The following is a 23250-nucleotide window of genomic DNA, read 5'->3' as shown; positions in this document are numbered from 1 at the left end:
ATTACGATGTTTCTACGTTTCTCATAATTCTCATCATTGCTTCATTAAACCAGTCTTCAATATCCTGTTTTGTCATACCTTTGAACTCATCCGCTTTAGCATTAATACCGCCATTGTTTAACGATCCAATATTGATTGTAATGTTTCTAACCTGTTTAGCCTCGCCGGTTACTTTGTTTACACCATCTTTAAGCTTTTTCTTTTTCTCTTTATCTTCACCCGGCTGAGTATTAAAATCTCCGGGTTTAGTTCCATAGAGTGAGCTGGGATCAAATGGTTTCTTTATAAGCTTTTCGCTGTGGGCTTTCATAGCCTCCATGTATTCCGGTCTCTTTTTTACTAATGCTTCTTCGGGAGTATCAACAAGGTTCAAATCTTCCCGGAACTTTCTGACTGATCCCTGCATTTCTTTGGCGGCCGCTCCCAGAGAACCTGGCAGATAGCTTAACAATTTCAGAAGTTGTTCAATAGGCTGTATAATAACATCCAGTAAAACGATTCCTATTCTTTTAAGCCCCCCAATAATGCCCTCATCTTTAAAAGCTGCCTTAATACTATCCCAATGGTCATAAATTAATTTAAAAGCAGAAATTACACGTCCAATAGGTCCCAGGAATAACAACAAGGTTGCGCCCCATTCGTTATATTTTGCGATAGCCAGCACAATAATGGCGATCAGCGCTGAAATCCCTATAACGATCCATGTCACCGGATTTGCCAGTAAAGCGGAATTCCAGGCCCATGTCGCTACAGTAAGAATACCTAATACTGCTGTAAAGGTTCCAAAAAGAGGAATTAAAGTATCTACATTTCTATACATCCATTGAAATAAAGGTGCTATTTTTTCAAGTGCAGCAGTAACATAAGGAAGTGCTTCCTGCCCCAGCTTAATCATTGATGCTTTGATATTATTCTGAATCATCTCATATTTTTCAGTTGGCGTCATTGAGTCAATGTAAGCCTGGTTTAATGACCCCTGAGCGTTAGAAGTAGCAATAGTGGCTTTTTTTAATCCTTCGACATCCTGAGCAAGTGTTTGGAATCCTAATGCAGTAGATTGATCAAATCCAAGAGCACTTAATTTTCTAATTTTCTGGGCGTCAGTAAGCCCATCCATCTGCTTATTGATTTCCTGAACGATATCAATAAGAGGTCTGATTTTGCCGGCAGAGGTAAAAATATTAATTCCCAAGGCTCGGAAACCACTGATATATTTTCCTGTTTTGCTGTCAACCTTACCGAATGCCACATCTGCATTTGAAAGCGTTCTCATAATACCTTCCAAGGCAGTTGTAGACTGCTCGGCGCTTAATTTTGTTGTTAACGAAGCGTAGGCCCCGGCGGTTGATTCCAGCTCATAACCGATACTGCGGGCCAATGGTATTACTTTTGGCAAGTAACGCGCAATATCTTTGAATTCTGCATTACCTTCTTTTACAGTTTCAAAGAGCACATCATAAACCTTATTGATGTCTTTTCCTGATGACATCATTGTAGCAATTCCCGCACCCGCTACCGTTTCAACATCTGTGAATCCTGCTTTTGCTGCTCGCATGGTTGGCTCCAACGCTTTCAGGGATTGGTCCACATCTAACCCGGCACTAATGATCCGGGTGAAAGCTTTAGGAACTTCGTCAAGATTGGAAGAGTTCCGGGCCCCGATATCCAGGAGCTGATCTGACAATCCCCGGAGCTCCTTTTTGGAGAGACCGGCGGTGACATTGATTTCTGCCATTTTGACCTCCCAATCATTCGCCATTTTGGTAGCTTTTCCGAGGAATCCAACGGCAGCCATAAAAGCAGCTCCAAAAATCAAAGAGGGATTTTTTAATTTATCCAGGGCCCCATCAAGCCCCGGAACCATATCAATCAAAGATTGATATTTTTGTTTCATCTTATCAACGCCCTGATTCCATCGATTTTGTAACCTCTGCAAACCATTATTAAACAATCTCGTTGATAACGAGACAAGCATTTGTAATTTTGAAGTTGCCATATACTTATTTTATCCTGATGCCGGTTCTTTGCTTGGCATCATCATTATTTAGGTTATACCAGTCAAGGATCTCAAGCCCTTCCATTTTGTTGTTAAGATGAACTTTGACAATTACGGACCTGTCGCCGTAGAATTTCACATAGTGAGATCCAAACTTATTTTTGTCATATTCATTGAGCCAAACCTCATCAGGATTTTTTAATATGTCCTGTACATGAGTAAATACCTTGTGTTTATCATCTTTGAGTGCATTTCCTGATGTATTGATGTTAAAGGTTTTTTCAGGAAGGACCATTTTTCTACCCATGTAATCAGAAAAGCCCATATAGTTGGTTTTTTTCTCTTTTTTGAATAACTCTTTGACATTATCAGATGTAATACTGTTATCCAGGCTAATGGGCTTTAAATCATCTTTAAAATCAGCCCATTTATTTAGTCCGTACTTATCATAAGTCATTTTATTGAGCTGAGCAGGCAGCCCCTTATTGTCACTGTAGAACTGTTTTTGTGTAAATACTTGTTTGAGATCTCCGCGGTTGATTTCAAACTGGGAGTTTTTATATTTTACATCACGCGAATAAATCAGCTCTGTTCCGGCTCTTCCTGATATCGGTTTCCCTGGGCCGATGTACTGAAGCATTTCACACCTGCATCCGTACCCGTTAGGTGGCCAAAGTTTCATTGCTTCTTTGTCCTCCAGGGAAAATATTTTACCGTCTAAGATCTGATGTGCTTCTCTTACGTTTTCATCTCCTCCGGTTTGATATTGTACTAAATTTGTGACGGTGTCTTTTTCAGCCATAAAACGGACATAAGCCGCAGAATTCTGGCCTACTGCTACTGCTAAATTATATTCAGTTTCTAAATACCTGGTATCAAGATCATTCGTTTTTTCAAGACATAATTTTTCAAAATCATTATATGATCTGATCCCTGCCTCACCATCAGTGATAAGATCCATCATTGCTGCATACCGGGCCTCTGTTTTGCTTGCTGAAAATTCAAAGACATTGTATTCCATCATTTGTAAAACAAGTTGATCCGGTCCGGTGTACGGATTGTAAGTTTTGAAATTGTCTCTCAGTCCTTTGATCATGAGTAAGGCTTCAGAAGCAATCAATTGTCCTTTAGCTCCCAAAATTTCCTTTTTGTCGTATACTGCACGAATTAGCTTTTTAACGAGCTTTTTTATGGTATCGCCTGAAACTGCATCAATGGGCTCAAGATGATTGCCACAAGTACAATGAAAATCATATCTGTTCGCAGCGATGCTATTTACAGGACCTGACGGAAAGTAGCGAGCTGCAATATTTACCTGCTGTCCTGGCTGTGTTTTTTTTCCTTCAATTGGAATATTGAAAGTTTGTGAGATCCATTCCTGCTTTACTTCATAGCCGTTAGTAATTAAGCCGTTGGTAATAGTCCATAGCTCAGTTAAAGAAGTTTCCTGCTCAGCTGTCTTCCATTCAAAAATATCATCTTCACCTATATTGTAACCTTGTAATCTCAAAAGTGGAAATAACTGATCATTAACTATAAACTGTATCTTTCTTTTATCAGCCTGAGCAATTCTGTTGTCTAATGACCTTTCGTGTACTTCAGTTTGAGATCTATTGGTTCCCTGATCACTCAACATGGTAGATCCTACAAGTACTTTTGATATTTCGTTTGAATTCGCCTGCATAAACTCCATGTACACCCGATACGCATCTTGTCGGTTGGCTTCCTGGAACTTAATGTCTGTACCTAATGGAAAAGTACCAACAGATGCTTGGCCTAGATTCAACAGCATTTCGTGTACAGCGTCAACCACTTTTGAATCTGTTGTATTGGTTGTAGCTGTAATTAAAGGCATTCCAAATTTCTCGCAGAATTCAGCCCACGCCTGCATTACGTTTCTTTTCCAGATTAGGTTAGGAATGATATTATTAATGATACCCAGATTGAAATCATCCCCAATCTGAAGCAGCCACGGATCAAACGCCGGATTACTGTAGTCAATAAACTGCGGCTTTGTAATGTCTGGGAAAATTTTCTTTCTGGTAGGAACCACATTCCGGCGGGGGATAAAATTAAGTTCTATTTTTTCAGCCTGAAAAGAAAGGAACTCAGCTAAATTTGTTCCCTTTATTGTCTCATCAATTGTCCCATCCAGAAATTTATAAAACCATTGTTGCTGTAAAATAAAAGTAATTTCTTCATTTACTTTTTTTGTTTTCCTGTTGATAACCTGGTGATCTGTATTTAGTGTTGATGACTTTCTCATCTCAATTTGTGACTGGAGATGCCCGTCATTCATCAGGTCATCAATCAAATCATAATAAAGGCTAAATTTTGGATCTTCCAGGTTGGTGGCAGCAGTTAACGCCTGCCGCCATTTTTGGATATCTTTCCGGCTGTTGTCTTTGAAGCTTTCAACAACCTGTGTTATTTTAGGGTTTTTTCTTGCCTGAGTCTTTTTTTCAGGAACGGCAGAAACGGGGCTTTTTTTACGTGTTATATCAAAACCTAATATTCTCATTAGAATTAATTTAAAAATGGATTTAAAGAGAGCTTAAAGGGCGTTTAAACATTGTTTTTACCAGCGATTGTTTTCGGGAGTGTATTTTGAACTGATTTTTATTCCTACCAGATTATTTCCGTTATCATCTGTAATAGGTGGCAAATCGGCAGTATTTTCACCTTTTGCCGCCAATTTGAGCCAATCAATAGCATCTTGATATCTTTGAGCCCTTATTTCCGGCATCTTTCGGGGGAATGGGGTATAAAGGTGGTAAAGTGCACAGTCAAGTGTAATCATTACAATGTGGCTGTTTCTTTCGACTCCTGTTTTAGAAAAGATCTTTCCAACATCATATTTGCCGGAAAGATAATTTTTAACCTGGTGTATGGCCATCTGTTCGGCGGCCCTTATTTTGGTTTCAGAATAATTTTCCAGGAGTATATCTTTTATTTCTCTGCGTACCAGTACGCTGTAATCGTCATCTGTTATAAACATAATTTAAAATCTGTTAGGGTTACGATTTTGGAGTTCCTTCCGACTTGTTGTCCGGGGAGGTATTTTATTGTGAGTCGCTGCAACATTTAATTTGCTTATGGCGCTTTGTAAGGCATCGGGACCGTCGTCATGAGCTCCGCTGCCTTTTGAGAAGGCTAGTAGTTGATTAATAAGCTCCTGATTGTCTGTTGAATCTTTGTTTTTTTCATTAAACCAGATATTCCCACGTTGGAAATATCCCTGCATACTTTCAATACGGTCAAACTTACCGGATTTTGTTTTTTCATCGGCAACAACCGGAATATGCCAGCCCATTTCATCACCTACAGCATCAAAATCACTTACGAATTCATCTTGCGCAAAAAGCCCCTCAATGAAGTAAGAAATATTGTAGTTCAAAAGATTGTTATCCTGAACATATTCATATAACCATCTTGCTACATTATATTTTGAGGTTTGTCGCACAAAGGAATTTAGCACATGAAATTCGCGTCCGGTCTTTCCGGCAAAAATCATTGCTTTATAATCTCCGGCATCTTTGTATGATAAATCTCCATAGAATACCAGGGCATCATAAGATCGAAACTGTAATCGTGGTTTGTATTGAATCCATTCATTCTTAAAGATTGTACCCTCAACAATATGTACATGCATATACTCACGCATAAATGACCTGTACGGCGTGGACAGATATTTTTCTTTCCAGTATGCAGCCGTTGTTTTTTCCGGCCAATTGGGCTCAAAGGTTGTAAGATCTTTAACAGCAGGGACATGTAGATGAAAGAAAGTAGATTTTATTCCAGCCTGTTTTAATCTTAGGGTGATCAATTTAAACTCCTCTTTAAGCTGATTGATCAGCGTATTTTTATGAAAGTTATTATTAGCTACTACAAAACGGCGGTATTGAGATCCCTCATCAAACGTACCTCTTGCATCTTCCCAGGCAAAATCAAATAATTTTTTGGAAAGATCATCATTGTTCACCCTCTGTCTGGTATCAACGTCATCAAAAACAATATAGTCCGGACGGGAGGTTCCTTCACGTAATCCTCTGGGAGACTGACCCGGCGTTGAGGTCATAAACTTCGCCCCGTCTGTAGTGGTAAAGTCACCATCCGACCAATCTCCAAATTTAAATTTTTTACCGTAATAGTGGATAAATTTTTGATTGTAAACTAACTCTGACTGGATATCAGAAATAAGCTTTTTTGCTTTCAGGTCCGTTTGACCAAAAAGAAGCATGAAATGAAGCTGATCAGTAACATAAAGATATAAGGGAATCCCTAAATCAATATGCACGGATTTTGCGCCCGATCGGTAAATTTCCGCCAGGACATCACAAACAGGATTATTAATAATTAAATCCGCAAGCCTTTTATGAAACCATGCGCATTTTACTTTAGCATAATGCGGAAACATTTCCTCAAACCACGTAATATAATCTTTTTCCCACTCCAACCGCTGTTTTCTTCTTTCTGTGGGTGTTTCGTTCGGATTGAGGCCGGAGCCTGTAGATTGATGTATACTTTTACAATGCTCATCGTAATCACGGAGCATCTTTTCATATACCTTTGTCAATTTTACATCTGTAGCGCTCATTATTGTTCTTGTTGTGCTTTATACAGGAGAAACATCTTATGCCATTCCAGAAATGAGACAGCCGCTTCAGGGTCCTGCACGGCCATCCAGGAATCGAATTCTTTAAAAACCGCCATAGCGATCTGCGCCGAAACTTTATCAGAGAGAAGTTCGATTGCTTTTGTGACGGCTGCTATTGCTTTAACATCAATTCGTGAATCTTTTCCCTCAGCAAGATCACCGAGCTCTGTCATTAACACCTTTTTAATATTGTTGGGAGCGGTTAAGTACTGTTTTCTTTTTTCATCCCAGGAGATATCTCCCTGAATACCTTTCCGCCACCTTCCTATAGTTTGCTCAGTTACATCAATAGTTGCGGCAATTGCTTTTGCGGTCATGCCTTCCTCGACAAACATTCTTTCAGCCATAGCCCGTAAGGGCTCATTATTAACTCTCTTTGCCATTGTACACTTTTGGGCAAACTTCCAAATAAAAAGGTCCCTTTTTTTAAAAAGTGGCAACCCTTGCGGATGATTTACCAACCCCTGTTTTTGAGCTTTAATATTGCTGAAAAATCAAGCAAACACATGATATTCGGTATTAAAGACAACACGCTGACTATGTACGGAACCATCTGGGAATATGATGGACAAGATTTCGTGTACTATTTAAATCAACTTGAAAGCAAGTATTCTGAAATCACCATTAGAATGCACACTTATGGCGGCAGTGTTTTCGCCGGGAATCTAATGTGTAATGCAATAGAACGATCAAACGCAAACATTACTATTATTATTGATGGTCTAGCCGCTTCGATGGGTGCTGTTATTATACTGTCCTCCAAGAATGTGAAAATTGTAAATAACGGATACGTCATGATTCACGCACCTTCTAGCGGTTCTTATGGTAATGCTAAAGATCACGAATCAGCCGCAAAATTATTGCGTTTGATGGAACAGAACTTTACAGAGAAATTAATGCTTAGAACCGGAAAATCTAAGGATGAGGTAATGGCCTGGCTAGACACTGATACCTGGTTAAGCGCTCAGGAAGCATTAGATCTTGGTTTGGTTTCTGAAGTGATCCCGGCATCTGTTGAGACGGTTTATCCTTCATTTATTCCTGAAGAGGTCGGAGAAACAGAAGTTTTCAATATGTATGCGGCACTTTTGACCTCTATTCCTACACCGGCGGTGAGTTTGATGAAATATTCAACTCCGGCGGTAAATGCTTTTATGGACTTTCCAACACAAGAAACTCAATCTCAATCAAATTTTAACGACGATATGAAACAGTTATTAATCACAGCCCTTGCGCTGCATACGGTCAATGCTCAAAGCTCTGATACTGCCGTAATAGGTGCAATTCAACAAAAGATCAATGATTTGGAAGCCGAAAAAAGAACGGCTGAAACTGCAAAAACTACAGCAGAGGCCAAACTCAAAGAATACGAAGATGGCAGAATCAAAGCCATTATTGATGGTGCAGCGGCCGGTCTTGGAAAAACTTTCACAGAAGATGAAAGAAAAACTTATGAAACAATCGGTGCTACTTCAGGAGTGGAAGCTCTTGAATTGGTCTTTAAAACCGTAAGTAAACCGCAGGCTCCTAATATTTCAGCGGCTATCCAGGTGGGTAATAAGGGAGCAGTAACGGCAGGCCGGGAGGGTTGGGATTTTGCCCAGTGGCAGAAAGAAGACCCGAAAGGACTTGAAAAAATGGCTACACAGGAGCCTGAGAAATTCAAAAATTTGTTTAACGCTAAATATCAATAAAAAATGCCAGAATTTGAAGACGGTTTGTGGACCAGAACCTATGTCGACCCACAGTTATTAGAAGACTTTAGGAACTATAATGATTCCTTCATTGGAGTGCTAAAAAGGCCAAATCCGGCTGCTATTGATGCAGACGGGATTAAATTTAATAAACTGATCAATAATGTTGGTTTTGTAGTTAATGCAACAGTTGATTTTACTCCTTTGGCCATGACGGGAGCAAAGGGGCATGTTCCGTGGGATAAATTAGACACTACACCAACCTCATACACAGATGCGGAGCTCAGAGCGATGGCCTTCGACAAAGAAGCAGCTTTAAGAGTAGAACATACCAACTCTTTTAAAATCGGAGTAAGGGATTACGCATTAAGTAAACTTGCGCCTAAGGAACACACAGCCGGTAAAATGCCTGTTATCAGAACTACAGGAGAGGAGTTCAACGGTAGAAAAAGATTAACATACGCTGATCTTAATCGCTTCCTTTTTGAAGAACTCGTAAAACTGAATCTTAAAGATAAAAACCAGTTTTATTTAACCCTAGATGATATGCACAAGGCCGATTTAGTGCATGATCGAGCTAATACAAACAATTACCGTGATCTTGAAATTGATAAAAATACCGGAGAGTTAAAGAGGTTTTTCAATTTGCAGATTTTTGAAAATACAGTAACTCCAAAATACAACGCTCAGGGAATATTAAAATCTCTAGGCTCAACACCTGCTGCCGGAGATCAATCAGCATCTGTATTTTTCTATGCTCCAAATACAGTATACTGGATTGAGGCTGTTAAAACATTATTAAAGCCAATGGCACAGGACACGCGCTCTAAAGATCCAACCTCTGAATTAAGACTTCACTGTTATGGTCTTTGTGATAAAAAACAAGATCACGGTTTTGGAGCTATTATTTCAGATAATGTTACACCTTAAATAGCTGAATCATGACAAAGGCACAGAAAGAATATGCACAACAGTTTTTTAAAGAAAATAAAGCTGTTAAGGAGCTTCACTTGAATCCTCAGGGTGAGTGGTTCACAGATATCAACTATGCAAATAATAGCCTTCCAAAAAATAAGGAAGGCCAAAGGGAAGGGAAAATCGAAACGATCAAACAAGGTCAGAAGATTGATCCTGCTGAAGATCAACCTAAATAAATTCAAAAAATGTCAAATATAAACGGCGTTAATTTTAAAAAAGGAAAAGTCGGAACCAACAGACTTGGTAGTGATGATGCGATTTCCGGTATTATTATAACCGGTCCTAAGCCGGCTAATATGGAGCTTGATACCCCTATAGTAGTTTACAACATTGACGATGTTGAAAGCCTGGGAATTACAAAGGAGTATGACACAACAAACAATGTGCATGTGTATGAGCATCTTTATGAGTTTTTCCGCTTTGCACCTACTGGAACAGAGTTGTACCTGATCCTTGAAGACCAGACAAAAAAACTTGTTGACCTTTGTGAACAGCCGGCTAAAAAGCTTTTAATCTTTGCTCAGGGTAAAATTAAGCAATTAGCAATCGGGTTAAACCTGGAACCTGAAGCAACCATTACCATGCTTAACGGCTTGCCGGATGATGTGTATAATTCCATTGCAAAGGCTAAAGTGTTAGAAGAATGGAGTGAAGATAATTTCATGCCGGTTTCTATTTTCCTTGAAGGGTATAGTTATGGTGGTTCTGCCGCCAGCTCTGCCAATCTTAGAGATTTGGAAAATCTTTCCGCTGAAGGGGTGACCCTTGTAATCGGACAGGATTTCGATATTGCAGAAAAGAAGACCGGACACGCTCAGAAGTATGCATTTATAGGTACTGTTTTAGGAGTTTGCGCTTCATGTTCTGTTAATCAGAATATTGGGGAAAATGAAACTAAAAACCTTACCCATGAATCTAAAAAACTCCTTGTTAATCCAGGATTATCGAATCACAAAACCATCAAAGAACAGTTTTCTGACCTTCAGACATTAGAGAATAAAGGTTATGTTTTTGGGCTTACCTATACAGGAATGGCTGGGGTAAGACTTAATAATGACCACGTTTGTGCGCCTATTATCCTCGATGATGATAATAACATCAACGAACATACGGTAGCATATGGAAGAACGGCAAAGAAAGCCAGGAGAGCATTAAGAACAATGTATCTGCCAAAAGTCAAAACAGACCCGGCCGTCAATCCGGAAACCGGAAAAATGCTTCCTGGTGTTGTGGTCGCCTTTGAAGCCATAGGCGACAGTGTTTTTGCCGATATGGAGAGAGCCGGAGAGATTTCAGGGGGTAAAACCTATGTTGACCCGGATAGTGATGTGATTGTGACAAAGGTTCTCAACATTGGCTTTAAAATCGTCCCAAAAGGCAATATTGGTGAAATAAACGGAACTGTTAACCTTAAAACACAATTGTAATGAGTGATATTATAAGAAATGGCAAAGCCTATGACAGTGCTGATGTCAAGGTCCAAATTAATGCGGTTCCTGTCAATGTTAAGGCTATCACTTACGGGAATGAGCAGGAACATCAATTAAACCATACGTTGGGGATTGATGCCACCTCATGGTCCTGGGGAAAGAAAACCCCATCTGCATCAATGACCTTAATGATGGCCGACTTAGTGCCGTTAGAACGGGCGGCCGGAGGTGATCTGTTAAAAGTCAAGCCTTTTATTATTACTGTTGAGTTTGTGAATGAATTCAATGTGATTGTTGTCGATAAGATCATAGCGAAATTCCAGAGCAATGGTCGTGACGTTACCGGGGATATGGGCCTCGAAAAACAATTTGATCTATTTGCTTTGAAAGTGGATCTCGATGTATTCCCATAATAAATAATTCAATCATTTAATCTTAAAAAAAATTTTAAAATGTTACAGGAAATTAATCAGGAGACAAAAGAAAATCTTAAAAAAGAGCATGGAGATAAGCTAAAATCGTTAATCCTTCCTTTGGATGATGATTCTACGGAAGAAATCGAAGTATTGGCCCTTGTGCCTTCCCGCTCTGTTGTAGGGCAGTCGATGAAGTTTATGAATACTGATCCCAAAAAAGGACAGGAGATATTAGTAAAAAACTGCATTCTTACAGATAAAGAACGTGTTTTGGCTGATGATGGTCTCTTCTATGCCGCTGCCGGGCTTCTAACTGAATTAATTCCGATCAGGCAGGGAAAGTTTGGGAAAGTTTAGAGGGCTGTTCCGGGCTAAGCTATAATCAGGAAAGTGATTTATATATGAAGGCAGATGCACTGATCAGCCATTTCCTTCATATTCCTTTCCCGGAGGAACTGGATGACGACACCTGGGCCATTAAATGGGCGCAGATTGGATGGCTCGCAGATATGGGAATATTAAGTGTTAAAAAACTTCAGTAATGACAAACGGAGAATCAATAGTAATCAATTTAGCTGCCAGATATGCCGCTGCTTTCGGAATAATGGCAATTAATAACAGGATTAACCAGGCGGTAATCAATAGGAAAGACAACCAATATAATGTGGAGGTATATGAGGATTTCGATCCTGATTTTGAAGCTGTAACAATGTCTTACGGTCCTGCTAAAGATGCAATTGAATTAAAATTTGCCAAAATGCTGGAGGGGGATGATAGTTCTATCTATGCACCGCCATTAATGATGAATTTTAACCGTGGAAAAAATTTAATTGAAACACAGGTTTCCGGAGGCGATATGGTAGTGATTGAAAGGTGGGGAACCAAGCCCTGGGACATTGAAATTAGAGGGATTTTAATTGATGTAGAAAATAGGAGTTATCCATCAAAAAAAATTCAACAACTCTGCCGTTTCTTTGAACACAACGACACAATAGCTGTTGTAGGTGGGCAGTTTATGGATAAAAATATTAAAAATATCTTTTTAAAAGATGTTTCTATTACCACAGTCGAAGGCTTTCAGGATACTATACAGTTTACGCTGACTGCTTCGAGTATTAATGAAGTGAACTTTACGCTATTAAATCCTAACTAATGTATCGCCATTATTACAATATTGATATCAGGATTACCATTGCTGAGCGGATTCAGTTCTACGTGGCTAAGTCTATCACTATTGAAAGTACCATTGAAAAATTGTCTGATACCGCCAGTATTGAGCTCCCAAGAGAGTTTAAAAAAGCAGTTGAAAATGATGTTCGCTTATCTCTGGAACGCAAGAACTTGCTGGAATATATAAAAGTTGGGGATTCTATCGTCATTGAGGCGGGGTATAATGGAGAATTATTTACTGAGTTTACCGGATACATTTCTGAGGTAGGCGCAGAAATCCCCATAGTTCTGGAATGTGAAGATGAAATGTTTAAGCTAAAAAAAATGCCTCTGATCAATCATACATTCAAATCTGCCAATCTAAAGGAGGTTTTACAGTTTATTGCACCCGGCTATCAGGTTAACGCTTTAGACATGCCTGTGGGCAAATATATGATTGAAAGGGCTACACCTTACAAGGTCATTGAAGATCTGAAAGATAAATATGGGGTTAGGTGCTTCTTTAAGGGAAAAGTTTTATATGCAGGTCTTACCGTTGACTTTAAACCACAGGTTATGCATGATTTCACCTTTGGGAAAAATATCCGGGAAAGTACGGATCTGAAATATAAAACAAAGGCAAGCCGCAAACGCTATATTAAGGCTGTTTCCATGCAAAAAGGTAGTGCGAATAAAAAGGTAACGTATGAATTTGGAGACGTTGGAGAAAGTGAGATTTCATTACATGCTCCTCTGAACCTGGATCAACAACAGCTCAAGGAATGGGCAGAGAAGTATTATAATTCGGTTGTTTTTGATGGTTATGAGGGAAGTGTTGACGGATGGTTTTATCCCCGTACAGAAGTCGGTGACGGTGCTAATATTAAAGATCCAAACTATCCTACGGGATATCGTGACGGTCAATATTTCATTGATGGTGTTACAACAACGATCAATGACTCAGACGGAATAAAAAGACAAAATAAATTATCATTTAAAATTAAAAGCAATGAAGAATATAATCGGCCTACTTATGGTCATATTACTATTACTCCAAGGGTGCAACGTAAGAAAAAGCAATCCGGAACTGCCTCCTCCAAAAATAGAAAAGGATAGCATTTTAAACACCAAAAAGGTTACTGTCATTGTAAAAGATACAGTACTGGTATCGGTGCCGGATAGTCTCTATTATGAAGCGTATATCGAATGTATCAATAATAAACCGGTGCTCAGAGATCCCGAAGAGAAAAAAACAACCGGAGTCAAATCCGATGTTAATTTAAATAATGGAAAGCTCACAATTCTGGTTAATACTGAAGCTCAAAAGCTCTTCTTAAAGTGGAAAGAGCAATATGTCCAGGAAACTAAAGAGCACAACAAAACGATATCGGTCCCTTATCCAGTCATTGAAAAGGTTCCGGTTCAGGCAGAGCTGACCCTTTTTCAGAAAATTTGTATTTGGATCGGGAAAATTATTCTATTCGGTTTAATAGGGTTCATTCTATATAAAATACCGTGGAGAAGTTTCTTGAGGTTATAAGGAAAGAAAGTCAACGGGCTTTACCTGTTAACAGGTTTACATCACTGGGGACCGTTACGGAAATTACAGGGGTAACCTGTACCGTTGAACGTGAAGACCTTCCCCCTCTTTATGATGTCCGGCTTAATGCTATAGATAAAAATTTTGATGATTGTATTTTGATTTATCCGGCCATTGGCTCTGAAGTTCTTTGCCTGGTTGTGGAAAATGAACCCGCAGAAACAGCCATTGTCAAATATACGCAGATTGATAAAGTCTTGATAACATTAAGCGGAGCCCGCTTTGAAATGTCAAGCGGTAAGTTTGAACTAAAGAACCAGGAAAGCAATCTGAAGGAAATTTTAACAGAGGGATTTGATAATCTTAAAAATGCTGTGATAACTACACCGTCAGGTCCTGGGCAGTTTTCTGATATCAATAAACAAAAGTTTGAAGACCTGAAAAATAAAACAACCCAATTATTTAAATAAAAATGCCATTAAACGACACTCAATTTATTCAAAGAATAGTAGACCTACAGTCTGAAATGGAAGGCTACACCGACAAGGCATCTGCCAGAGAATTATATGCACAAAAGCTGCTTATGATCATTAAGGAGTATTTAATGAGTGCTAAAGTAACAATTACAGGAACCAGTAATCAGGGACCTTTTACCGGAACAGGCAGTATAGAATAACTTAAAATGAAAAAATATAATAAAGCACCATTGCCATTTCAGGGGCAAAAAAGAAATTTTTTAAACAAATTCAAAGAAGCGTTAAATGAGTTTCCAGAAGATGCTATATATATTGATCTGTTTGGAGGATCAGGATTACTATCACATACAGTAAAAACATTTTATCCTAATTCTCATGTCATATATAATGATTTTGATAAATATTCTGAGAGATTAAAGAATATTGATAAAACAAATAATCTCATCAAAGATATTCGTACAATACTTTCCGACGTGCCTTATAACAGTAAAGTAAATGATGTAAAACGGATAGAAATAATTGAGCGTATAAAAACCGAATCATGTTTTGTTGATTACATTACATTATCATCTAACATTTTATTTAGTGGGCGTGTTGCTGATAACTTAAAAGAACTCGAAAAACAATCGTTTTATAACCGTATTGTAAATACTGATTACAATTCGGAGAATTATTTAAACGGTGTTGAAATAGTTACAAAAGATTATAGGGAATTGTTTAAAAAGTATAAAGAGTACAATAATATAATTTTTTTGTTAGATCCTCCATATTTATCCACAGATGTAACAAGATACAAGAATATGGGTTATTGGAAACTTACTAATTACTTGGATGTTTTAAAAACGATTGAGGATAGGTCTTTCTTTTACTTTACTAGCAGTAAAAGTCAGATTATAGAACTTCTAGACTGGCTTCATGTTAATCAATATAAAGAAAGTCCTTTTAATGTTGCAACAACAAAAACAGTATACGCCTCTACTGGTGATGGAAATGGATATGAAGATATAATGATTTACAAATATGTTGGACGGTAAAATATCATAATAATGAGAAATGATATCCTAATAAATGAAAACTATGAGCCTCTAATTCGAAACGGAGATTTCGTAATTGGTGAATCCGACCGGCAGCATGTAATTGATATTACGTTTGCCCATCCGGGAGAATATAAAAGGGCTCCGATGCTTGGATTTGCAGCGGTTCTGCAACTGAAGAAAAACCGGAATGATAATCAGTTTAAACGTGATTTAAACATTCAATTGGAATATGACGGATATAATAATCCTGACATTGACTTAACCGGGGGTTATGAAAATTTGAAAATTAATATATGAAAGAATTACTTATTTATAAAAAAAATGCAATTGCTTTATTGGCTGCTGTAGAGAAACCGGCAATTGTAGTGCCAACACTAGGTCTTGTAACATTTTCGGACTCTATTTTGGGCATTTTTCTTTTGCTCGGCCTTATGACTGTAGATTTTATTACGGGGGTTCTGGCCTCCTGGAATATGTGGAAAAATTCAAAGATACAAAGTAATTTTTGGCGTTACGGCTTTTCAAGTTCCCGAATAAGATTGTCAATTATAAAGAGTGTTACTTATTTCTTTTTTATCATTTGCTCATATGGTATAGAGGTGATTTTCAGAATAAAAAGTTTTGGGTCCAATAATTATACCGATCATGATTTAACATTATCACTTGTATCTATTGCAATAGCTTGCGCAGTTGAGTTTTACTCAATATTTTTTGAAAATCTACCTAGGGCCGGCTTTGATATCTGGAGCTATTTTAAAAAAATTACCGCAAAAATAAAGTCTGGTATAACAACAATAAAAGATATAACTGATGGAGATAATAACAGCTCTGCATAATCAGTCCTTATTAGATATCGCAATTCAGTACACCGGAAAGGTTGAGAATAGCTTTATTATCGCCTTTCATAATGATCTTTCAGTCACTGAAATTTTAACACCCGGAATGGAGATCACTATCCCGGATGCACTTGATACGGATATTGACGTGGTAACTTTTTTTTCTTATAGAGGATATCAACCGGCTACAGCTTTGGAGAGTAATTTGGTTGAAGTTAAACCGCTGGAAGGTGTGGGATATTGGGAAATTGGAGAGACGTTTGAAATACAATAAATGAGAACACTAGACGAAATATACAACAGTTTGCTAGAAAGAAAAGCCACTTACCCGGCTTTAGACGCATTAAATTCAACATCTAATACAGCTGTATGGAGAAATATCCTCTATGTCGTTGCATTTCTGATCTGGACACATGAACAGATCTTTGCACAACATAAGCAGGAAGTTTCGCAGCAAATCAATGAAGAAAAAGCACATACACCAAAGTGGTACAGAAAAATGGCTTTAGCATTTCAGCATGGTTTTCCTTTATTAATTGATTCTGACCAGTTTGACAATAGGGGTCTGAGTGCTGAGGAGATTTTACCGTATAAAATCATTAAATATTGTGCCGTCACTGAAGCCGAAAAAGAAAGCCGGTTGATTATAAAAATAGCCACTGAGTCAGGAGGAATCTTGCAACCAATAACAGAAGATCAAAAAACTGCTTTTGAGTATTATATCTCTGAGGTACGTGATGCAGGCGTACAAACAACAGTTATTAATTACCTGCCGGATAAACTTCGAGTGTTTTTAAAGATCAAAAGAGATCCTAATGTTATTGATTCTAATGGTGTGTCAATAATAACCGGAAATGAACCTGTTAAAGAAGCACTTCAACAGTTTATGAAAGAATTGCCTTTTAATGGCGAATTAATACTTAATAAGATGGTAGATAAATTACAAATTATAGATGGCGTAATTAATCCACATCTTATAACAGTAAAAACAGCCTGGATAGATCCAATTGCAGGAAATTACGGAAGTTATGAAATTATTGAAATTTCCAAAATACCTGTTAGCGGTTACTTTACAATTGATTTTGAAAACAGTGAAATTGAATATGTGGTATAAATTAAACGGTCAAATTCAGATTTTACAAACCTGGGTTACTTTTTTAAGAACGCCTCTTTTTAGTTCTTTTTTATCCTTGATTTCTGATGAAATTTCAGACTTAAATCTGAGCTTTTTGACAAATAGAAAACAAAATATTACAAAAATTGTACATAATTCACAAGTCTGCAAACTTCGAAAAATTTTGAATGATACATTTGATTATGAGCGAAGAATACAGATTGTTGACGGAGTACTCAAAAAACCTAAGTACATCTATACGAATGCTGAACAAAAGCCTAAATATCTTGGTGAAATGGTCCTTTATACCCAAGAAGAGACAGAAGGATCCGGCGTTGATTTTACTGTAATGATTCCAGGTGATTTGAAAAATTACCAGGTCGAAATAAAAGCATTAATAGATTTTTATAAACTAGCGAGCAAACGCTATAAAATAGTAGTAAATGAAAACATTTAACTTTAATCAGACGGGAGGTTTTAAATTGGTAACTGAAATACTAGCAGGCTTGCAGGATGCTTATTCCATTTATTCCGGCGTGGCTAGAATGGCAGGAGAAAAGGCTATTGTTTCAGGTTGTGAAGACTTGGGAGTCAATGTTGGTGACGGCTATGTGATTATTAACGGAGAACTCCTGGAATTCAAAGGAGGTGTAAAACAATCTACAGTCATTATAAAAGAAGAAAATACACAGGTAGCTTTTGAAGATGGCAGCATAAAACCATTTGAAAAATATCGATTCGCTACTTTTGGTTATTCTACTTCCGCCTATACATGGAACGATTTTAAAAGAGTTACCCCACTTAATACAATTGAGGACCGGTTGGCAAAATTAGAAAAAATAGCCAAACCCATACTTGAAGGGAATAGCCCTATTCTATTTTTGAAACCTGCCAATGAAATTCCTTCTGGTTATGAGGAATGGACAGGATCAGCGGGCAAAACTTTAGTAGGAAGAGATCCTATGGATTCAGATTTCAGTGTGCTTGGAGCCACTGGCGGAAGTAAAACCTCTATAATCCAAAAGATGAATTTGCCACAAGTCAAAATAGGAACCTCTATCTATACTAATGGGGGAAGGCTGGTTGATGACACAGGGCCGATGGATAACATAGGAACAACCCCTAATGGAACACAGATAGAAACTGAAGTTCTGGGGCTTTCTGAACCTCTTAAAACGTTAGATCCCTATCGAATTGTTAACTATATAATTTACAAAGGATAATGCCTAAAATCTCAAAAATAAACCTCAGACAACTTTTTGCTAAAGGCTTAAAGCCAGCACAGGAAGCATTTTATAATATGTTTGATTCGTACTGGCATAAGGATGAACTCATTGATATTTCGGCAGTAAAAAGCTTGCAGAATACATTAGATAATAAATTAGATCTGAGTGTGCAAGAAACGCTCTTAAAAGCTTTTGATAATGTCGTAGCGCAAGTGGAAACAGACTTTAAAGGAGTATTGTCTCCAACAGATCCCGAACCAACCGACAACGGTTCATATAAACCTTCAATATCTTCTGAACTTGATAAACCGGAAAATCCTGACAGTGCGGTAGATTGGGGCACACCCTATCCAAATGCCGGGAATCTTAGAGCTAAACAGGGGTACAATACCATGTTTTATAAGAACGGGGCATCGTGGACGAAATCGGAAAGTAAAATGCCTGGAGAAACAGTTTCACCAGATTTTGATCCAATTACAGACATTAAACCACAAGGAGGAAAACAGATAGCCAATTATATAGAAAGTATAGAGTTGTCTAACACAATTTTAAATGGCAGTACTGATTTTACAACGCGATTCAGTTTGGTGGACTTTGAGGCATATTATTTCAATAATAGATCATTTGATTCGGATAAACAGGTTTCTAGCATAAAAATGCATGCGGAAAGTGCCGGCCAGGTTGTTTTTGCTTTTGGATCAGTTATTAATAAAAAATTTGTTGAAAGGAAAACTTTTAGTTTTAGCGTTGCTTTGCCTGCTGGAATTAAGACATATCCAATTGATGATATTCTTTATAAAGGTGAGCGAATTGCGTTAAAAACACCTTCATCCGGAATGGCTTGGAATTCTAAGGCAGGAAAGACTGGCATTATGTACGAAACGGCAGGATATAATGGGGACGTGGCAACTAACAATGATTTTGATTTGGCAATGGAGCTAGAAGTTTCAGATATCCAAAGAAAAGGTTATACTCCGATAGATTTATTTGAAAAATTAGCCGCTGATGTTGAGGTTTCAAGTAATGTAATTACGATTGATCAATTTGCCGGCAAGTTCAATTCAATCAATTCAGCTATTAATTCTATAAAAAACAAAACAGGGAAATTCTTTTTCAGGATCAATCCGGGCATATATAATGAGTCGATAGACTTGTTTAGTAATGCGGTTAATCCGGGATTGGAACTTTCCTTTATAGGATATTCGAAAAAAGATGTGACGATTGTTATGAACAAAGGAGACTACCATGCTGCTCCGATGCAAGTTAATATCAATGCTTATTTCGAGAATATTACATTCAAATCTACGCAAACGGAAGGAATCGCAGACCCTTCATCTTATTCGGTACACTCAGACTTCGGAACTGCTCCGGCATTAATTGAATTCTTCAATTGTGATTTCATTAACGATGTACAGAATCAACATAATTATGGTGCTGGTTCCTGGCAAGGCCATACATTGCGATTCAGGAATTGCAAGTTCTTAAAAAACAATACAACAGCAAACGGAGGTTCTTTATATTGGCACAATCAAGTTCAAAATGGAATTACCGCTCAAAGGTTAGAGGTTTTCAACTGCGAGATTTACTCAAAAGGCGGGGCTTCAATCGTTTTGCATGACGCCAATCAGACTAATGGAGGGAACGTGGATCCGGCATTATCAGAGGCTTCAGTGCTGTTTGTCGGAAATACATTTAAATCAGATGACACAGACACGAATGCAAGCTTTTCGCGTAGAGAAACTGTGAGACAGCCGGGAGCCTTGGTAGGAAACATTTTTCTTGATAAAAGATCTCACGGTAATAATATTACTGAATTGAATTATTAAAAATGAAATGGCAAATCCAAATACTAACACGGGTGTTTGCCGGGCGAACGGAATGAGCCCGGCAAATGAGGTATTCAGGGATGGCGGGCAGCTAAAACAAGCAACAATTAAAAAAAACAGCACCTAATCATATAATTAGGTGCTGTTTTTTTTTAATAAATACTTAGTTCAATAGGATTATAATTTTTCTCTGCAAGCAATGCGTTACGCCTCAACATCTCAAGATCTTCTTTATTTTCGATGTATTGTTCATTAAGTCTTAATTTACCTGACAGTCTGTTTTTAAATACCTCTACGACTTTTTCTTTAGTTAATTTTTTTACGTTGACTGCTATATTGGCAGATCTACATATATATTTTCTTTTTCTAAACGTATATAATGTATAATGATAGTCATCTTTAGTATCATATATTTCAGTAATCAATCCTGGAAGTCCATTAAATTTATAAGGCCCAAATTGAAAAGGTATGTCCTGAGTGAACCATGCAACCCAGGTTCTGCCGTATTTTGTTGTTTCAGCTCTTTGGCTTTTATATCCCGCGACAGTTTTAAACTCGTTTTTGATTTTCCAACTTATATTATTAGGTTCTTCGTATTCAAAGTATGTATAATTGATTTCATCAGTAACATATAATTTTGCTGCTGTGGTCCCAATATAACCTCTAAAATCTGTCATATACTTCATTGCTTCCTCTAATGAATTAAGTTTTTTCTCTACCATTAGAGAATCCGATACATATCGATGCATATCCTTAAAGAAGGAGGAATTTTCATTAATAAGCAGGGCAAAAGTTGTTTCTTTTTTATAATTGGTGGCATTGGACATTCTGTAGTTTAACTTGTAATCAGCCTCATAAACAACAGGAAACGGCTTCTGTCCCAAAATAAATATCATTATAAAAAAATTGATTAGTAGGATAATCTTTTTCATTTATATTAACTTTAAAAAGACCGCCATATACATATATGACGGTCTAACATTCATTTTTAATGGTAATAGATTTTTATAGCAACTGGCCCAGTTCCGGGGCATGCCTGGCTATTGACATCACCAAGGTAATTTCCTAATTGATCAAGGGTCATATTATCAGCTATAGTTTGACTAATTTGTAATACTCTCCCGCAGGAAGTTCTAAACGGAAATGCACTTACTACACCTGCTACTAGTAAAGCGCTCAGTAAAATTGTTTTTTTCATAATTGAATGATTTTTAAATTAATGTTCGTGATTGCAATCGTACAATTATACAAATAAAAAATTAATCACCTTTATGGGAATCCGTATTTCCTAAAATTTCTAACTTATGGAGAATGCAAGCCAAGTGAAAGAGCGATTTAGCTTCATAATTTTCCTTGATTTTATTTAAATGCTTCTCAATGGAGCTTAAACTATTGGGCTTGATCCCCTGCTCTTTTAATTTTTCAGCGATTTCATACTGGCTGTACCCGTCTGCCAGATAATCTATTATAATTTTTTCAATATGTTTCATAAAGTAAAATTATACTGATATTTTGGCTGATTAAAACGGATTTCCGTAAGGTCAATTAATGACTAGAAATTAATAAAAATGCACTCAGTTGAGTGCATTTTTTTATTATTTAAATGGTCTTTAAATATCATTTAAATAAGGTGTAGTTTCCAATGATAAAGTGGAGCGCATAGTGATTATTTTTTTTACTTTTGGTTTCGCCGATTATGTAAGTTTAAGTTTAAGTTTAAAGGATACAAATTTAGTTTTTTATTTAAGATAAGAAGGCAATTCCATGGGTACTTCCATTAATAATATTTCTGTGTCTTCCACTGCTTCGATATTAAAGCTTTGGGTATCCCAGATTCCTAATCCGTCTCTTTCATTCAGAACACGGTCCCCTACTTTTGCACTCCCTTTCAAAACAAATGCGTACACCCCGTTTCCTTTTTTGTTGAGCATATAATTTTTACCATTGCCTTTTTTAAAGTTGGCTATATTAAACCATGCGTCCTGATGGATCCAGACCCCATCATCATTTTTATTCGGGGATAAAATCTGTTGAAATCCGTTGATTTTTTCACCTTCTTTGATACTTTTCTGATCATATCTTGGCTCTACATTTAATTCTCTTGGAAAAACCCAGATCTGCAAAAATTTTACTTCTTCATCTTTATTTTTGTTGTATTCGCTGTGCATAACCCCGGTTCCGGCACTCATCACCTGGATTTCACCTTTTCTGATTACTGCAGTAGTTCCCATCGAATCTTTATGTTCCAAATCTCCTTCCAGAGGAATGGAAATAATTTCCATATCCCTGTGCGGGTGGGTTCCGAATCCCATTCCCTGGGAAACGGTGTCATCGTTTAACACTCTCAATACCCCAAAATTCATTCGGTCCCTGTTTTGATAGTTTGCAAAACTGAATGTGTGGTAAGAGTTTAACCAGCCGTGATTGGCATGGCCTCTTGAATCTGCTTTATGATATACTGTTTTCATTTCTGTGATTATTTATGATGCAAATGTACGGGATGCGGACGGTAAAAAAGTTGATGTAGGTTAAGAAAGGAATTGGGCAGCAAAAGGCAATGAAATGACTGATTATTTTGCGGTATGAATGTATGTTATTCGATTAAGCAATACCGCAGATTTGTAAATCTTTAATTTTAAACTTGGGTACACTTCAAATGCAATATTTTTAACTTAAAAAGACTAAAAAATTTTTGCGACTTTTGTGGTTGAGTTCTAACCACAGATGACGCAGATTGACACAGATGTTTACGGATAGCTTTAGCACACAAGTAAGTAAACACACCAGTTTAATAATAAAAATCTTGGATTTTTTAAGCTTTTGTGTACTTCTAAACGCTAATGCTTTTAACTTAAAATACTAAAGTGTTCAAAAC

29 protein-coding genes are annotated in these 23250 nt (G+C 37.4%); 20 read left to right on the top strand and 9 right to left on the bottom strand.

The window, feature by feature from the left end; genetic code table 11:
* Nucleotide 1: 1 nt before the first annotated feature.
* Genes OK18_RS15265 through OK18_RS15245 form a run of 5 tightly spaced genes read right to left on the bottom strand, consistent with a single transcriptional unit; the run spans nt 2 to nt 7036 of the window.
* Complete coding sequence (locus OK18_RS15265; protein ID WP_082129206.1) at nt 2–1996, bottom strand: phage tail tape measure protein; 1995 nt, start codon at nt 1994–1996, stop codon at nt 2–4.
* A 4-nt stretch (nt 1997–2000) separates the two neighbouring features.
* Entirely contained in the window at nt 2001–4517 is a 2517-nt protein-coding gene (locus tag OK18_RS15260) for a phage portal protein family protein (protein WP_053328548.1), read from the bottom strand.
* A 57-nt stretch (nt 4518–4574) separates the two neighbouring features.
* On the bottom strand, nt 4575–4994 hold the full coding sequence (locus tag OK18_RS15255) for a phage protein Gp36 family protein (protein ID WP_053328547.1): 420 nt from the start codon (nt 4992–4994) through the stop codon (nt 4575–4577).
* A gap of 3 nt (nt 4995–4997) precedes the next feature.
* Entirely contained in the window at nt 4998–6593 is a 1596-nt protein-coding gene (terL, locus tag OK18_RS15250) for a phage terminase large subunit (protein ID WP_053328546.1), read from the bottom strand.
* Nucleotides 6593–7036 (bottom strand): hypothetical protein, encoded by a 444-nt coding sequence (locus OK18_RS15245; protein ID WP_053328545.1) that lies wholly within the window; start codon nt 7034–7036, stop codon nt 6593–6595. Before OK18_RS15245 ends, terL begins: the two co-directional genes overlap by 1 nt.
* A 123-nt stretch (nt 7037–7159) precedes the next feature.
* On the opposite strand from OK18_RS15245, the gene OK18_RS15240 reads away from it, so the two are divergent.
* The 20 genes from OK18_RS15240 to OK18_RS15155 are packed head-to-tail and all read left to right on the top strand — an operon-like array spanning nt 7160 to nt 20375.
* Nucleotides 7160–8347 carry a head maturation protease, ClpP-related gene (locus OK18_RS15240; protein WP_167336366.1) on the top strand — a complete coding sequence of 396 codons (1188 nt, stop codon included), beginning with the start codon at nt 7160–7162 and terminating at the stop codon, nt 8345–8347.
* A 3-nt stretch (nt 8348–8350) separates the two neighbouring features.
* On the top strand, nt 8351–9277 hold the full coding sequence (locus OK18_RS15235; RefSeq protein ID WP_053328543.1) for a hypothetical protein: 927 nt from the start codon (nt 8351–8353) through the stop codon (nt 9275–9277).
* 11 nt (nt 9278–9288) lie between these two features.
* Nucleotides 9289–9501: a hypothetical protein gene (locus OK18_RS15230; protein WP_053328542.1), complete on the top strand. Its 213-nt coding sequence runs from the start codon at nt 9289–9291 to the stop codon at nt 9499–9501.
* A 9-nt stretch (nt 9502–9510) separates the two neighbouring features.
* Nucleotides 9511–10752, top strand: a complete 1242-nt coding sequence (locus OK18_RS15225) for a DUF2586 family protein (protein ID WP_053328541.1) — start codon at nt 9511–9513, stop codon at nt 10750–10752.
* Nucleotides 10752–11168, top strand: coding sequence for a hypothetical protein (locus OK18_RS15220; RefSeq protein ID WP_053328540.1), 417 nt, complete (start codon nt 10752–10754; stop codon nt 11166–11168). The genes OK18_RS15225 and OK18_RS15220 overlap by 1 nt, the downstream gene beginning before the upstream one ends.
* A gap of 39 nt (nt 11169–11207) precedes the next feature.
* The gene (locus OK18_RS15215; protein WP_053328539.1) at nt 11208–11528 is read left to right on the top strand and encodes a hypothetical protein; all 321 of its coding nucleotides are present in this window, start codon (nt 11208–11210) and stop codon (nt 11526–11528) included.
* A 44-nt stretch (nt 11529–11572) separates the two neighbouring features.
* Nucleotides 11573–11713: a hypothetical protein gene (locus OK18_RS21300; RefSeq protein ID WP_156173300.1), complete on the top strand. Its 141-nt coding sequence runs from the start codon at nt 11573–11575 to the stop codon at nt 11711–11713.
* Nucleotides 11713–12324 carry a DUF6046 domain-containing protein gene (locus OK18_RS15210; RefSeq protein ID WP_053328538.1) on the top strand — a complete coding sequence of 204 codons (612 nt, stop codon included), beginning with the start codon at nt 11713–11715 and terminating at the stop codon, nt 12322–12324. The genes OK18_RS21300 and OK18_RS15210 overlap by 1 nt, the downstream gene beginning before the upstream one ends.
* The gene (locus OK18_RS15205) at nt 12324–13436 is read left to right on the top strand and encodes a hypothetical protein (RefSeq protein WP_053328537.1); all 1113 of its coding nucleotides are present in this window, start codon (nt 12324–12326) and stop codon (nt 13434–13436) included. Before OK18_RS15210 ends, OK18_RS15205 begins: the two co-directional genes overlap by 1 nt.
* Nucleotides 13330–13860, top strand: coding sequence for a hypothetical protein (locus tag OK18_RS15200; protein ID WP_156173299.1), 531 nt, complete (start codon nt 13330–13332; stop codon nt 13858–13860). Before OK18_RS15205 ends, OK18_RS15200 begins: the two co-directional genes overlap by 107 nt.
* Nucleotides 13836–14330, top strand: a complete 495-nt coding sequence (locus tag OK18_RS15195) for a hypothetical protein (RefSeq protein WP_053328535.1) — start codon at nt 13836–13838, stop codon at nt 14328–14330. Before OK18_RS15200 ends, OK18_RS15195 begins: the two co-directional genes overlap by 25 nt.
* A 2-nt stretch (nt 14331–14332) precedes the next feature.
* Nucleotides 14333–14536, top strand: a complete 204-nt coding sequence (locus OK18_RS21295) for a hypothetical protein (protein ID WP_156173298.1) — start codon at nt 14333–14335, stop codon at nt 14534–14536.
* A 6-nt stretch (nt 14537–14542) separates the two neighbouring features.
* A complete protein-coding gene (locus OK18_RS15190; RefSeq protein WP_053328534.1) occupies nt 14543–15370 on the top strand; it encodes a hypothetical protein in 828 nt (275 codons plus the stop codon).
* Nucleotides 15371–15382: 12 nt separating this feature from the next.
* Nucleotides 15383–15670, top strand: coding sequence for a hypothetical protein (locus OK18_RS15185; protein ID WP_053328533.1), 288 nt, complete (start codon nt 15383–15385; stop codon nt 15668–15670).
* Entirely contained in the window at nt 15667–16209 is a 543-nt protein-coding gene (locus OK18_RS15180) for a phage holin family protein (protein WP_053328532.1), read from the top strand. The genes OK18_RS15185 and OK18_RS15180 overlap by 4 nt, the downstream gene beginning before the upstream one ends.
* Entirely contained in the window at nt 16184–16483 is a 300-nt protein-coding gene (locus OK18_RS15175; protein WP_053328531.1) for a hypothetical protein, read from the top strand. Before OK18_RS15180 ends, OK18_RS15175 begins: the two co-directional genes overlap by 26 nt.
* Nucleotides 16484–17323: a hypothetical protein gene (locus OK18_RS15170; protein WP_053328530.1), complete on the top strand. Its 840-nt coding sequence runs from the start codon at nt 16484–16486 to the stop codon at nt 17321–17323. It begins immediately after the preceding gene.
* Nucleotides 17313–17780 carry a hypothetical protein gene (locus tag OK18_RS15165; RefSeq protein ID WP_053328529.1) on the top strand — a complete coding sequence of 156 codons (468 nt, stop codon included), beginning with the start codon at nt 17313–17315 and terminating at the stop codon, nt 17778–17780. Before OK18_RS15170 ends, OK18_RS15165 begins: the two co-directional genes overlap by 11 nt.
* Nucleotides 17767–18546 carry a hypothetical protein gene (locus OK18_RS15160; RefSeq protein ID WP_053328528.1) on the top strand — a complete coding sequence of 260 codons (780 nt, stop codon included), beginning with the start codon at nt 17767–17769 and terminating at the stop codon, nt 18544–18546. The genes OK18_RS15165 and OK18_RS15160 overlap by 14 nt, the downstream gene beginning before the upstream one ends.
* Nucleotides 18546–20375 carry a PemB family protein gene (locus OK18_RS15155; RefSeq protein ID WP_053328527.1) on the top strand — a complete coding sequence of 610 codons (1830 nt, stop codon included), beginning with the start codon at nt 18546–18548 and terminating at the stop codon, nt 20373–20375. Before OK18_RS15160 ends, OK18_RS15155 begins: the two co-directional genes overlap by 1 nt.
* A gap of 152 nt (nt 20376–20527) precedes the next feature.
* Here the strand turns inward: OK18_RS15155 and OK18_RS15150 are convergent, their stop codons facing one another.
* The 4 genes from OK18_RS15150 to OK18_RS15135 form a co-directional block, all read right to left on the bottom strand.
* On the bottom strand, nt 20528–21307 hold the full coding sequence (locus tag OK18_RS15150) for a GLPGLI family protein (RefSeq protein WP_082129205.1): 780 nt from the start codon (nt 21305–21307) through the stop codon (nt 20528–20530).
* Between the two features lie 56 nt (nt 21308–21363).
* Nucleotides 21364–21573: a hypothetical protein gene (locus OK18_RS15145; RefSeq protein WP_053328525.1), complete on the bottom strand. Its 210-nt coding sequence runs from the start codon at nt 21571–21573 to the stop codon at nt 21364–21366.
* A 61-nt stretch (nt 21574–21634) separates the two neighbouring features.
* The gene (locus OK18_RS15140) at nt 21635–21865 is read right to left on the bottom strand and encodes a helix-turn-helix transcriptional regulator (protein WP_053328524.1); all 231 of its coding nucleotides are present in this window, start codon (nt 21863–21865) and stop codon (nt 21635–21637) included.
* Nucleotides 21866–22114: 249 nt separating this feature from the next.
* Entirely contained in the window at nt 22115–22843 is a 729-nt protein-coding gene (locus OK18_RS15135) for a pirin family protein (protein ID WP_050021362.1), read from the bottom strand.
* Nucleotides 22844–23250: the final 407 nt, after the last annotated feature.

Source organism: Chryseobacterium gallinarum (assembly GCF_001021975.1).
In the GTDB taxonomy this organism is placed as follows: Bacteria; Bacteroidota; Bacteroidia; order Flavobacteriales; family Weeksellaceae; genus Chryseobacterium; species Chryseobacterium gallinarum.
Note: the sequence above shows the minus strand (reverse complement) of the source record. Positions and strands in the feature narration are given on the sequence as shown.